The following is an 11,845-nucleotide window of genomic DNA, read 5'->3' on the forward strand; positions in this document are numbered from 1 at the left end:
GGTGACGGCGTGGGCGGGGGTCGACGGAGATGGCCGGGTCGGCCGAGGTGGCCGGGGACGGCCGAGGTCAAGGGCGCCGGTCGGCCAGATCCGGACGCACTTAGGTTCGCCTTGCCTTACTCGCACTTTAAACATGCGACGCGCGTGAAGCACAATCACCCCCCACGTACCGGGCAAACCAGAAATACGCCACCCTTACGCGTGAAGCGTCGGGAGTCGGAGGGTGGGGCCGCAGGCTCGATAACTACGTTCAGTGCCGGAGGTGACGTTTCTCATGACGGTCTGTGCTCCCCATGACGCCCAGCGCGCCCCGCAAGACACTTCCCCCAGTGCGTTGCCGGTGGACACGAGGCGTACGGCGTTCACTGTCACTGTCGACGGCTCGTACGCCGCCTGGCTGGCCCTGGGTCATGGCACCGACGGCTGGTTCCCCGAGCGCTGGACCCTCGACGGCCCCGAGCCGTACGCCGTGTCCCTGCCGGGCAGCCAGCCCGAGGAGCCGGACAGCCAGGTGCTCCCGCTGTCCGACGGACGGGTGCTCATCCGCCGCCGGGTGGCCGACCGCTACGCCCTTTCCCTCCTCTATCCGGCCGGGCGGGGGACGGGCGAGCTGCCACTGGGCGCCATCGACTGCCCGTATCTCTCCCTGCTGCCGCCCGCGCCCGACGGCACGTCGGCCTACGCGCTGGTGCACGGCGAGGAGCAGACGACGCTCTGGCGGGTCTACGGCGGCCCGGGCGGGCCGGAGCTGCTGGCGACGGTCCCGGGCCGCTGCGAGGGCGGGGCGTGGCTGGATCGCGCCGGGCGTCTGCTGGCGCTCGACCGGGAGCTGGAGGGGCTGACGAAGGCCGTCGTCGTCGACCTGGGCCGGGGCGGCGAGACCAGCCCGCTGCTGCAGATCACGGAGAAGAGCAACGACCGGCTGCTGCTGGCCGAGCCGGACAGCGGGCTGCTGGTCGTCGCGTCCGACGCGCCCGGTGTGGACCGGGTGGGGTGGGGGGTGCTCGGATCGGCGCGCCCGGTGCGCTTCCCCGAGTGCCTGCTGCCGCCGGACGCCTCGCTGACGCCGTTCGCCGCCCAGCCGGGGCAGGGGCTGTCGCCGGAGGGGTGCTCGGTGGCGTTCCGGATCGACCGGGCCGCGGACAGCTGGGTCGGGGTGTGGCGGCCCGGACGGAAGCGGTTGCAGCAGTTCCAGGGCCCGGTGGGGTGGCTGGTGGGCGCGGGGCTGTGGACGGCGGACGGCGAGCTGCGGCTGCCGTTCGTGACGCCGGGCGTTCCATGCGGGCTGGCGCGGCTGTCGCCGGCGGAGGACGGCGCCGGGGTGGTGCCCGGCGGGGCCCGGGAGGACGTCCACGGCGAGACCCCCGACGCGGACGACGACGATCCGCTGTCCGTCCCGGCACCCCGGCCCGTACCGCTGCAACAGGCCCCTTGCGCCCGTACGTCATAACGGGGGACATGGCGGACACGCGCTCGGGTACGGGTGGCTCGTTGATCAAGGTCCCGTTAAACTCGGCCGGGGGTTACGCAGCCGTACCGGCCGGGCACCCGGGTCAGACCGTGGTGAGCGGAACGGTCGTGCGTGGACAGCGTGTTGACGTCTGGTGATGTCCGTGACGCCTGCGCCACTGCGGTGGCCCCGACGCGCAGAGCACGCATCCCCATCCCACGGAGTGTCATTCCCCATGTCCGATGCCCGAACCGACACGACCGAGGCGCGCCCGCTGGAGGCGTCCGCCCAGGCCGCAGCCACTGCCCACGGCAGGCACCGCGGCCCGGCCGCCGCGGACGAGAACCGCGCGCCCGCCCACGGCAAGCACCGCCGCGCCGACGCGAGCTGATCAGCCCGCACGCATCGTTCCCACGGACCGGCCGGTGCGGCCGGTCCGATCCGCCGCCGGGCGGGCTCCTTCACCTCAGGAGCCCGCCCGGCGTCGCAGTTCCAGCACCTCGGGCGCCGCGAACGTCTCACCCACCGGCCGCTCCGCGTAATAAGGGGTCAGCGCGGCCGCCAGCTCCGCCACGTCGAAGACGTCGCCCGCCGCGTCGAACCGCGCGGCCACCCGCGGCCGCTCGACGACGGCCACCATCCCGCCGTGCACCACGAACACCTGCCCGCTCACCCCGGCCGCGGACGGCGACGCCAGATAGGCCACCAGGGGCGAGACGTGCTCCGGGGCGAGCGCGTCCACACCGCCGTCGGCGGCGGAGCGGGGCACGGAGGCGAAGACGTCCTCCGTCATCCGGGTGCGGGCCCTCGGGCAGATCGCGTTCACCGTCACCCCGTACTTGCGCAGCGCGTGCGCGGTGGAGGTGGTCAGGCCGACGATGCCGCCCTTGGCCGCCGCGTAGTTCGGCTGCCCCGGCGATCCCGCGAGGAACGCCTCCGAGGAGGTGTTGACGACCCGTCCGTAGACGGGCGCGCCGGTCGCCTTGGAGCGTTCTCGCCAGTGCTCGGCGGCGAAGCGGAGGGTGTTGAAGTGGCCCTTGAGGTGGACGCGGACGACCGCGTCCCATTCGTCCTCGGTCATCGAGAAGACCATGCGGTCGCGGAGGATGCCCGCGTTGTTCACCAGGACGTCGAGCGAGCCGAAGGTGCCGACGGCCAGCCGCACCAGGTCGCGGGCCCCCTCGAAGTCGGCGACGTCGCCGGCGTGGGCCACGGCCCGGCCGCCCGCGGCGCGGATCTCCTCGGCGACCGCCTCGGCGGGCCCGGCCGACGCCCGGCCCGAGCCGTCGCGGGCCGGCGTGCCGAGGTCGTTGACGACGACGGCCGCGCCGAGCCGGGCGAGCTCCAGGGCCTCGGCCCGGCCCAGCCCGCGTCCGGCCCCGGTGACCACGGCGGTCCGGCCGCGGAGGCTCACGGCGTGCTCGGGGGCGGCGGGCCCGCCGGGGGTCGCGGTCACATCGTCACCCAGGTGCGGAGCGCCTCGCCGGTGCGCATCTGCTCGATGGCGTCGTTGATGCGGGCCAGCGGTACGCGGTGGGTGATGAGCCCTTCGAGGTCGACGCGTCCGGCCCGCCACAGGGCGATGGCGCGTTCGTACGAGCGCAGGACGTCGCCGCCGCCGTAGAGGGACGGCAGGATCTTCTTCTCGTCGAAGAACAGCTCGAACATGTTGAGGCTGAGCTGGTCGTCGAGGGCGCCCGCGCCGACGATGCACAGGGTGCCGCCGCGGCGGGTGACGTCGTAGGCGGTGCGGGCGGTGCCGGACTTCCCGACGACCTCGAAGACGTAGTCGAAGCCCTCGCGGCCGGTGACGCGGCCCCGGGCGTCGGCGAGCCCCTCGGGGGCGACGGCCTCGCTCGCGCCGAAGCGGAGGGCGGCCTCGCGGCGGGACTCCACGGGGTCGACGGCCACGATGTGCGCGGCACCGCACACCCGGGCGCCCTGGATGACGGAGACGCCGACGCCACCGCAGCCGATGACGGCGACGGTCGAACCGGGCGCCACCCGCGCGGTGTTCAGCGCGGCGCCCAGACCGGTCGTGACGCCGCAGCCTATGAGCGCGGCGACCTCGTACGGCACGTCGTCGGGGATCGGCACGGCGCAGCTCGCGTCGACGACGACCTCCTCGGCGAACGTGCCGGTGCCCGCGAAGCCGTAGACGTCGGTGTCGCGCCGCCGGAAGTTGGGGACGCCGGCGTTGCGGAGCGAGGCGAGGCAGAGCTGGCCCTGGCCGCGCCGGCAGGAGGCGCAGCCGCCGCAGGGCGGCAGCCAGCAGATGAGGACGCGGTCGCCCTGCTTGAGGCCGGTGGCGCCGGTGACGCCGGGGCCGGTCTCGGTGACGACGCCCGCGCCCTCGTGGCCGGGGACGAAGGGGGCGTTCTGCGGCAGGACCCCGGACATCGCGGAGAGGTCCGAGTGGCACAGTCCGGCGGCGCGGAGGCGGATCCTGACCTTGCCGGGGCCGAAGCCGACGGCCTCGACGTCGTCGAGGACGTCGAGCGTCTCCTGCCCGGTCTTGTGCTGTACGGCGGCGCGCATGGCGGAGCTCCCTTCACGGGTGCGGGTTCGCTGCGGTGTCGCTGCGTTCGTCGCTGCGGTGTCGCTGCGTTCGTCGCCTCGGGGTCGTCGGGGTGTCACCGCGGCCCCCGCCGTCACACGTACTCGACGACCGTGTCGGTCAGCACCGGCGCGTCCTCGCGCTCGACGGCGGTGGCGGTGAGCTGCACCCGGCCGGGGCCCGGGGTGTCGCGCCACATGCGGACGCGCAGGGTCTCGCCGGGGTACACGACGCCCGCGAAGCGGGTGGCGTAGGCGCGCACCCGGGTCACGTCGCCGTCCAGGACGGTGTCGACGACGGCCTTGAGGGCCATGCCGTAGGAGCACAGCCCGTGCAGGATCGGCCGGTCGAAGCCGGCCTTACGGGCGAAGGCGGGGTCGGCGTGCAGGGGGTTCCAGTCGCCGGAGAGGCGGTAGAGGAGGGCCTGGTCCTCGCGGATCGGGCGGTCGGTGGTGAGGTCGGGCGGCGTGGTGGGGGCGGCGGGCCGGCCCTGGCCGCCCTGGCCGCCGGACGGGCCGCGTTCGCCGCCGAAGCCGCCCGCGCCCTTGACGAAGATCTGGCTCTCGGCGGTCCACAGCGGGCCCTCGGTGTCCGCGACGTCCGCGCGCAGCACGATGACGGCGGCCTTGCCCTTGTCGTAGACGGCGGCGACGCGTGAGGTCTGGGTGGCGCCGGAGGAGCGGACGGGCAGCGGGCGGTGGAGGGTGACGGACTGTCCGCCGTGCAGCACGGCGGCGAGGTCGACCTCGATGCCGGGCAGCGTGAGACCGCCGGCCAGGGCCGTGCCGCCGCCGGCGACCGTCGCGAACGAGGGCAGGACGTGGAGCGCGCTCTCCAGGGTGTAGCGCAGCTCGGCCGGGTCGGTGGCGGGGACGCCGGCGCCGATGCCGAGGTGGTAGAGGAGGACGTCCTTGTGGTCCCAGGCGAGGGGGACGGTCCGCGGCTCGGCGGAGGTGGCCCTGGCGGGGTCGATGGGCATGGAGGGGTGTGCTCCTTACGCCGTTGCGGGTCCGCCGTCGCGCCGCCGGTTTCGGTGGGAACGCGCCGGTCCCGGTGAAGAGAACGTGTTCTACAGCCCTGCGGTACGCCCTGTGTATAGCCGATCTCCGATGGGGTGGGAAGACAAATGTCACGGTTGGCCAGGGACATTCGCTCCTGCCGGGGCGCGGCGGGCGTTCCGTAGGCTCGGCGCCATGAGAAGGAGCTGGTGGGCGGGCGACGAGGAGCGGATGAAGCCGCCGACGATGCGCACGTTCCTGCCCTGGCCGCTGTTCGTCACCGGTGACGTCGTCGATCTGATCCGGGGTCGGCTGCCGCTGCCCTGGCTCGGCGGCCTGGGCGTGCTGGTGTTCGTCGCCCTCTACTACACGGCGGTCCACGCCGGGTTGCACGAGGAGCGGCGGCACACCCGCTTCCCGCTCGTCGCGCTGGGCGGGCTGGCCGCCGTCACCTACGCGCTGGCCCTGGGCTACGGCGGTGACTGGCTGCTGTGCTTCCCGCTGCTGTCGCTCGCCGCGGGCGTCGTGCTGCGGGCCGGGGCCCGGCTCGGGGCGGCGTTGGGTGTGCTCGGCGCCACGGTCGGCGTCGTCATGGCCTCCCAGGACACCACGGCGAATCTGATCGCGGTCGTCTGGGGCACGGCGTTGTCCGGCCTCGTCGCGGCCACGGTGCTGCGCCTCTTCGAGGCCAACGCCAAGCTGCGCGGCACGCGCGAGGAGCTGGCGCACGCCGCCGTCGAGCGCGAGCGGCTGCGCTTCTCCCGCGATCTCCACGACCTGCTGGGGCACACCATGTCGGTGGTCGTGGTGAAGGCGGAGGCGGTGCGGCGGCTCGCACCGCGGGATCTTCAGGCGGCGCTGGGCCAGGCCGCCGACATAGAGGCGGTGGGCCGCCAGGCCCTCACGGAGATACGCGAGGCGGTGACGGGCTACCGCGAGGGTGTCCTCACCGCCGAGCTGGAGAGCGCCCGTTCGGTCCTCGACGCCTCCGGCATCACGGCCGAGATCCGCCAGTCGGGTCCCGTGCTGCCGCCGCAGACGTCGGCGTTGCTGGGGTGGGTGGTGCGCGAGGGCGTCACCAATGTCGTCCGGCACAGCGGGGCCGGGCGGTGTGCGATCGAGGTGCGGTGCGAGCCGGACCGGGTACGGCTGGAGATCTGCGACGACGGCCGCGGCGTAGGCTCGGCGACCGGCGCGTCCGGTGCGGGGGGCAACGGCCTGAAGGGGCTGACGGAGCGCCTGGCGGCGGCGGGCGGGTCCCTGACGTCCGGCCCCGACGGCCGGCGCGGGTTCCGGCTCGTGGCCGAGCTTCCGGTGGACGACAACGACGAGGAGGGGCCGGCCACGTGAGCGGCGAGCTGACCAAGGTGTTGCTGGCGGAGGACCAGGGGATGATGCGGGGCGCGCTGGCGCTGCTGCTGGGCCTGGAGGAGGACCTGGAGATCGTCGCCCAGGTCGGCGACGGCGACGCGATCCTCCCCACGGCCCTGGAGGTCCGGCCCGACATCGCCCTCCTCGACATCGAACTCCCCGGCCGCAGCGGCCTCGACGCCGCCGCCGACCTGCGCCGCCGGCTCCCCGGCTGCCGCATCATGATCCTCACCACCTTCGGCCGGCCCGGCTATCTGCGCCGTGCGATGGAGGCGGGCGCCTCCGGCTTCCTCGTGAAGGACGGCCCGGTCGAGGACCTCGCGGCCGCCATCCGCCGCGTCCTCGCCGGGGAGCGCGTCATCGACCCCGCGCTGGCGGCCGCCGCGCTCAGCGCCGGGCCCAATCCCCTGACCCAGCGCGAGCGCGACGTCCTCGCCGCGGCGGTCGACGGCGCCACCGTCGCCGACATCGCCGCCAAGGTCCACCTCTCCCCCGCCACCGTCCGCAACTACCTCTCGGCGGCCATCGGCAAGACCGGCACCCGCAATCGCATGGAGGCGGTACGGGAGGCGCGGCAGCAGGGGTGGCTGTAGGCGGGGCGCGGGCGGGGCCGGGGCCCCGCCCCCGGGCCGGCCGGGGGCGTACGGCAGCATGGGGGCGCGAAACCGAAAGCCGATGGACACGCAGGACGGGGGACGACATGGCACCCGAGCCCGGGATGATCGACGCCTTCGAGGCGGCGAAGGGGTTCATGCCGCTGGACGAGGGGCTCGCCCTTCACGCGGCCGCCGAGGAGGCGGGGCGGCTGGGGCTGCCGCTGCTGGAGGTGGGCACGTACTGCGGGCGGTCGACGATCCTGCTGGCCGACGCGGCCCGCGCGGCCGGCACCGTCGTGGTGACGGTCGACCACCACCGCGGCAGCGAGGAGCAGCAGCCGGGCTGGGAGTACCACGACCCGTCGGTCGTGGACGACGCCCCCGGCGTGGGCCGGATGGACACGCTGCCGACCTTCCGCAGGACGCTGTACACGGCGGGCCTGGAGGAGCACGTCATCGCGGTCGTCGGGCGCTCGCCGCAGGTCGCCGCGGTGTGGGGGCGGCCGCTGGGGCTGGTGTTCATCGACGGCGGTCACACCGACGAGCACGCCAACGCCGACTACGACGGCTGGACGCCGCATCTGGCGCCGGGCGGTCTGCTGGTCATCCACGACGTCTTCCCCGACCCCGCCGACGGCGGTCAGGCGCCGTACCGCGTGTATCTCCGGGCCCTGGAGTCCGGGGCGTTCACCGAGGTCTCCGTGACCCGCTCGCTGCGCGTTCTGCGGCGTGCGGTGTGACGGCCTTCCTTCCCATACATGTCCCGTAGCCCGGGTGCCGGCGCTAGGCTCGCTCGCGTGTCCTACGGCAGCGGTATCCCCATGACCCGGCGTCTCGCGGCCGGGGCTGCGGTGCTGTTCCTGGCCGCGGGCCTGGCGGGCTGTGGCGACGGCGGCGCCGAGGACAGGGCGCAGAGCGCGCACGGCGGCGGGCACGCGCCGGCCTCCGACGCGTCCCCCGCCGCCGGCGCGGCGGCCTCGCCGCCGGCGCCCAGCCAGCCCAGGGCGGACTCCTCCGCCCCGTCCGCGTCCGCCTCCACCGGCCCTTCCGCCTCCCCCGCGGCCGGCGTCCAGGGTGACGCGCCCGCGGCGGACGGTCCGCTCAAGGGCAAGGTGGTCGTCGTCGACCCCGGTCACAACACCCGCAACAACGAGCACACCGCCGAGATCAACCGTCAGGTCGACATCGGCACCGGCCACAAGGAGTGCGACACCACCGGCACCGAGACCAACTCCGGTTACTCCGAGGCGGCCTTCAGCCTGGACGTCGCGCACCGGCTGCGCCGGATCCTGCTGGAGCGCGGCGCCAAGGTCGTGCTGACCCATGACGGCGACCGGCCGTTCGGGCCGTGCGTGACCGAGCGCGCGGCCATCGGCAACGCGGCGCACGGCGACGCGGCCATCTCGATCCACGCCGACGGCGCGGCGCCCGGACAGCGCGGGTTCCATGTGATCCTGCCCGCCTCGGTGCGCGGCGGCGCGGCGAACACCTCCGCCATCGTCGGGCCGTCGAAGGAGCTGGGGGCGCGCGTCGCGGGCAAGTTCCTGGAGTCGACGCGCAGCGGGCCGTCGAATTACATCGGCGAGGGCAGCGGTCTCGACACACGTGGCGATCTGGGCGGCCTCAACCTCTCGACGATTCCCAAGGTTTTCATCGAATGCGGCAATATGCGCGATTCCGAGGACGCCGCTCGGCTCACCGACGAGGCCTGGCGCGAAAAGGCGGCGCAGGGGATCGCGAACGGCATCACGGACTTCCTGCACGGGTAAGGAACGGCAGGCCACGACCGTGTCACGAGGGTGATACGAAGAGGACGCCCGGGCCGCCCAGGCGATAGGTTCACCGTACGATGGGTGGCCGCCACCCCCGCGTCCGCGCGACCACCGGCATCTCGCGTCCGGCGACAGCGACGATTACTGACAGCACTGACAAAGGATTTTAGGTGAACATCCGCTCCCTCACTCGAGGCGACGGCGGGGTGATCGGAGCAGCGGTGTTGCTGTTCATCGCCTCGTTCCTCAGCTTCCGCTCGTACGACTGCGGACAGAGCTCGTTCTGCCCCAAGGAGCCGTCGGGCTGGAAGAGCGAGCTCTTCCCCGTACTGCCGTCGATCTTCCTCGCCGGGATCATCGCCGCCGGGCTCATCGTCGCCTCGCGCTTCCAGCCCGAGGGCCGCAAGGTGCTCGGCCTGGGTCTCGACCAGTGGGGCACGGTGCTCGCCGTCTCCGCCGCCTGGTCCTCGCTGTGGACCATCTTCGGCGGGCCGGACGCGGACCAGGTCTCCCCGGGCGTCGGCCAGATCCTGGCGCTCATCGCCAACCTCGCGCTGGCGGCCGTCGCCCTGCTCACCCCCCGGACCCCGGCCCTCAAGGCCCCGCTGATGGGTGCCCCGCAGGCCCCGTCCCCGTACGGCGCCCCGCAGGCGGGTTACGGCTACCCGGGCCAGGCCGGCATGCAGCAGCAGCCGGGCGCCCCGTCGCCGTACGGTGCCCCGCAGGCCCAGCAGCCCTACGGTGCCCAGCCGGGCCCGACGCAGGTCCAGCCGCAGGCCGACGCCGGTGCCGCCGCCCAGCCGGCGGCCTCGGGCCAGCCCGCCGCTGCCCCGGCCGGTGACTTCGCGCCGTTCTGGTTCGCCGTGCCGGTGAGCCGTCCGCTCTACGCGGAGGACGGCTCGCAGACGCCGATCGCCGAGCTCGCGCCCGGCACCTGGTACCTGGCGGTGGACCAGCGCGGTCCGGCGCTCGTCGCCCAGACGCAGGACGGCCGTCGCGGCGTCCTCCAGGACACCACGGGCATCCAGCGCGGCTGAGTCGCGCGCCTCTCCGTACGGCGGCCCGCCGGGGTTCCTCCCCGGCGGGCCGCCGTCGTTGTGCGGTCGTCGTCGCGTCCGGCCGCCGGTGTCTTGCCGACGCACCCGGCACGGTCCTACAGTCCTTCCGTCCGCTCAGCTGACGATCCGTCAGTTCAGCGTGTGTCCGGACGGGAGGTCCGCCAATGCGCCTCGGTCTCGCCCTCGGCTACTGGGGCCGGCACCCGGACCCCCGTCAACTGGACGTCGTACGGCTCGCCGAACGGCTCGGCTATCACTCCGTATGGACCGCGGAGTCCTGGGGCTCCGACGCCTTCACCACCCTGACCTGGATCGCCGCCCACACCCGGCGCATCGCGCTCGGCACGGCCGTGGCCCAGATGGCCGCCCGCTCGCCCACCGCCACCGCCATGCACGCCCTCACCCTCGACCACCTCTCCGGCGGCCGGCTGCTGCTCGGACTCGGCCTGTCGGGCCCGCAGGTCGTCGAGGGCTGGTACGGACGCCCGTTCCCGCAGAGCCCACTGACGGCGACCCGGGAGTACGTGGACGTCGTCCGGCAGGTGCTGCGCCGGGAGGCGCCCGTCACCCTGGACGGCCGCTTCCACCCGCTGCCCTACACCGGGCCCGGCGCGAGCGGGCTCGGCCGGCCGCTGCGGTCCATCACCCACCCGCTGCGCTCCCACGTGCCCGTCCTGCTCGGCGCCGAGGGCCCGCGCAACGTCGCCCAGACCGCCCGCATCGCCGACGGCTGGCTGCCGCTCTACTGGTCGCCGGAGCGCACGGACCTGTACACCGAGGCCCTCGCCGGCGCCGCCGAGGGCTTCATGGTGGCACCCATGGCCCGGGCGCACGTATGCGCCGACCCGGTGGAGGGCCTGCGCCCGGCGAAGGCGATGCTCGCCTTCTACATCGGCGGCATGGGCCACGCCACCCGCAACTTCCACGCCGATCTGATGGCGCGCATGGGCTACGAGGACGGGGCGCGCCGCGTGCGGGAGCTGTTCCTGGCCGGGCGCCGGAACGAGGCCGTCGAGGCCGTGCCGGACGCGTTCGCCGACGAGATCTCCCTCGTCGGCCCGCGCGAGCGCATCGCCGAGCGGCTCGACGCGTGGCGCGCGGGCCCGGTCACCGACCTCCTGGTGACGGCACCGGACCCCCACACCCTGCGCGTGCTGGCCGAACTCGCCGCGTAGGGCCGCGCAGGGCCGGCGCCTGCCCGGCGGCCGTCAGAAGGAGGCCTTCTCCAGCCAGCCGTCCAGCACGGCACGGTCACCGACGACCTCGATGCCGGGGTTGTCCACGGGGAGGCGGCGGTAGAGGACGAGCAGAAGGTCCGTCATCGTTCCACGCACGGCGACGGCCGCCTTCTCATGGGCCCGCCGCCAGTGGACCTCCTCGCCGGTGGCGTCGATGAGCCACTCGGCGTTCAGCTCCGCCGGAGTGTCCGTGGCGTGGAGGTGGAGGGTGCGGCCGGGGCCGGTGAGCTCGTTGAGAGCCGGCTTCCAGGCCCTGGGCATGGGCGCGGTGACGATGCTCAGCCATTCGTCGAGGCAGTCGGCGGCGACGTCCGGGGCGACGGTGAACTCCGCGCCGGCGACGGCGGCGACCGCGTCGGCCCGGTGCATGACCGTCTCGTGCGTCATGCGGCGGGCCCAGAAGGCGGACGTCTTCTCCCGGCCGAAGGACCACATGCCGACGTCCGGGCCGGCCTCGCGCAGGACCTTCACCAGCTCCTCGGCGCCCTCGGCCAGGTGGCGGTCGAGGGACTCGTGGTCGAACTCCTCCGCACCCTCGACGCCGGAGACGTCGCCCTTGGGCGGGGTGAAGTCGGTGACGCGGTTGCGCACCATCTCGGTGATGCCCCGGTGCGCGCTGCTGACGTGCGTCACGAGCTGGGCGAGGGTCCAGTCGGGGCAGGTGGGGACGGTGACGGAGAGGTCGGCGCCGCGGAGCAGCTCGCGCATCCGCGCGGTCTGCTCCAGCACCTCGGCACAGTAACGCTCATGGCTGAAGAGGGTCATGACGCCACTGTAGATCGCGGGTACGACAACTCCTCGGCCG

At 74.1% G+C, this 11,845-nt stretch carries 12 protein-coding genes; 8 read left to right on the forward strand and 4 right to left on the reverse strand.

The window, feature by feature from the left end; genetic code table 11:
• Positions 1–340 precede the first annotated feature (340 nt).
• A complete protein-coding gene (locus AC07BS_RS08465) occupies positions 341–1,450 on the forward strand; it encodes a hypothetical protein (RefSeq protein WP_478641265.1) in 1,110 nt (369 codons plus the stop codon).
• Positions 1,451–1,685: 235 nt separating this feature from the next.
• Positions 1,686–1,841 carry a hypothetical protein gene (locus tag AC07BS_RS08470; protein WP_478641266.1) on the forward strand — a complete coding sequence of 52 codons (156 nt, stop codon included), beginning with the start codon at positions 1,686–1,688 and terminating at the stop codon, positions 1,839–1,841.
• 75 nt (positions 1,842–1,916) lie between these two features.
• Here AC07BS_RS08470 and AC07BS_RS08475 read toward each other — a convergent pair whose 3' ends face one another.
• The 3 genes from AC07BS_RS08475 to AC07BS_RS08485 form a co-directional block, all read right to left on the reverse strand.
• A complete protein-coding gene (locus AC07BS_RS08475; protein WP_478931047.1) occupies positions 1,917–2,906 on the reverse strand; it encodes a 3-oxoacyl-ACP reductase in 990 nt (329 codons plus the stop codon).
• Complete coding sequence (locus tag AC07BS_RS08480; RefSeq protein WP_478641267.1) at positions 2,903–3,988, reverse strand: Zn-dependent alcohol dehydrogenase; 1,086 nt, start codon at positions 3,986–3,988, stop codon at positions 2,903–2,905. Before AC07BS_RS08480 ends, AC07BS_RS08475 begins: the two co-directional genes overlap by 4 nt.
• A gap of 113 nt (positions 3,989–4,101) precedes the next feature.
• Positions 4,102–4,986 (reverse strand): MaoC/PaaZ C-terminal domain-containing protein, encoded by an 885-nt coding sequence (locus AC07BS_RS08485; RefSeq protein WP_478641269.1) that lies wholly within the window; start codon positions 4,984–4,986, stop codon positions 4,102–4,104.
• Positions 4,987–5,200: 214 nt separating this feature from the next.
• Between AC07BS_RS08485 and AC07BS_RS08490 the strand changes: the two genes are divergently transcribed.
• The 6 genes from AC07BS_RS08490 to AC07BS_RS08515 all read left to right on the forward strand — a co-directional run bounded on the left by AC07BS_RS08490 (position 5,201) and on the right by AC07BS_RS08515 (position 10,977).
• Positions 5,201–6,355 carry a sensor histidine kinase gene (locus tag AC07BS_RS08490; protein ID WP_478931050.1) on the forward strand — a complete coding sequence of 385 codons (1,155 nt, stop codon included), beginning with the start codon at positions 5,201–5,203 and terminating at the stop codon, positions 6,353–6,355.
• Positions 6,356–6,363: 8 nt separating this feature from the next.
• Complete coding sequence (locus tag AC07BS_RS08495) at positions 6,364–6,969, forward strand: response regulator (RefSeq protein ID WP_478931274.1); 606 nt, start codon at positions 6,364–6,366, stop codon at positions 6,967–6,969.
• A 107-nt stretch (positions 6,970–7,076) separates the two neighbouring features.
• Positions 7,077–7,712 (forward strand): class I SAM-dependent methyltransferase, encoded by a 636-nt coding sequence (locus tag AC07BS_RS08500; RefSeq protein ID WP_478641271.1) that lies wholly within the window; start codon positions 7,077–7,079, stop codon positions 7,710–7,712.
• Positions 7,713–7,793: 81 nt separating this feature from the next.
• Positions 7,794–8,741: an N-acetylmuramoyl-L-alanine amidase gene (locus AC07BS_RS08505; protein WP_478931276.1), complete on the forward strand. Its 948-nt coding sequence runs from the start codon at positions 7,794–7,796 to the stop codon at positions 8,739–8,741.
• 173 nt (positions 8,742–8,914) lie between these two features.
• Positions 8,915–9,781 (forward strand): hypothetical protein, encoded by an 867-nt coding sequence (locus AC07BS_RS08510; protein WP_478641273.1) that lies wholly within the window; start codon positions 8,915–8,917, stop codon positions 9,779–9,781.
• 185 nt (positions 9,782–9,966) lie between these two features.
• A complete protein-coding gene (locus tag AC07BS_RS08515) occupies positions 9,967–10,977 on the forward strand; it encodes an LLM class F420-dependent oxidoreductase (protein ID WP_478931052.1) in 1,011 nt (336 codons plus the stop codon).
• Positions 10,978–11,010: 33 nt separating this feature from the next.
• Here AC07BS_RS08515 and AC07BS_RS08520 read toward each other — a convergent pair whose 3' ends face one another.
• Positions 11,011–11,805 carry a maleylpyruvate isomerase family mycothiol-dependent enzyme gene (locus AC07BS_RS08520; protein WP_478641276.1) on the reverse strand — a complete coding sequence of 265 codons (795 nt, stop codon included), beginning with the start codon at positions 11,803–11,805 and terminating at the stop codon, positions 11,011–11,013.
• Positions 11,806–11,845: the final 40 nt, after the last annotated feature.

Source organism: Streptomyces sp. NPDC044063, from assembly GCF_056434285.1.

What these genes read in the sequence shown, in the direction of transcription:
- AC07BS_RS08520 (WP_478641276.1), bottom strand. Translation starts at nt 11,805, where the DNA reads ATGACCCTCTTCAGCCATGAGCGTTACTGTGCCGAGGTGCTGGAGCAG.
- AC07BS_RS08500 (WP_478641271.1), top strand. Translation starts at nt 7,077, where the DNA reads ATGGCACCCGAGCCCGGGATGATCGACGCCTTCGAGGCGGCGAAGGGG.
- AC07BS_RS08505 (WP_478931276.1), top strand. Translation starts at nt 7,794, where the DNA reads ATGACCCGGCGTCTCGCGGCCGGGGCTGCGGTGCTGTTCCTGGCCGCG.
- AC07BS_RS08470 (WP_478641266.1), top strand. Translation starts at nt 1,686, where the DNA reads ATGTCCGATGCCCGAACCGACACGACCGAGGCGCGCCCGCTGGAGGCG.
- AC07BS_RS08480 (WP_478641267.1), bottom strand. Translation starts at nt 3,988, where the DNA reads ATGCGCGCCGCCGTACAGCACAAGACCGGGCAGGAGACGCTCGACGTC.
- AC07BS_RS08490 (WP_478931050.1), top strand. Translation starts at nt 5,201, where the DNA reads ATGAGAAGGAGCTGGTGGGCGGGCGACGAGGAGCGGATGAAGCCGCCG.
- AC07BS_RS08485 (WP_478641269.1), bottom strand. Translation starts at nt 4,986, where the DNA reads ATGCCCATCGACCCCGCCAGGGCCACCTCCGCCGAGCCGCGGACCGTC.
- AC07BS_RS08515 (WP_478931052.1), top strand. Translation starts at nt 9,967, where the DNA reads ATGCGCCTCGGTCTCGCCCTCGGCTACTGGGGCCGGCACCCGGACCCC.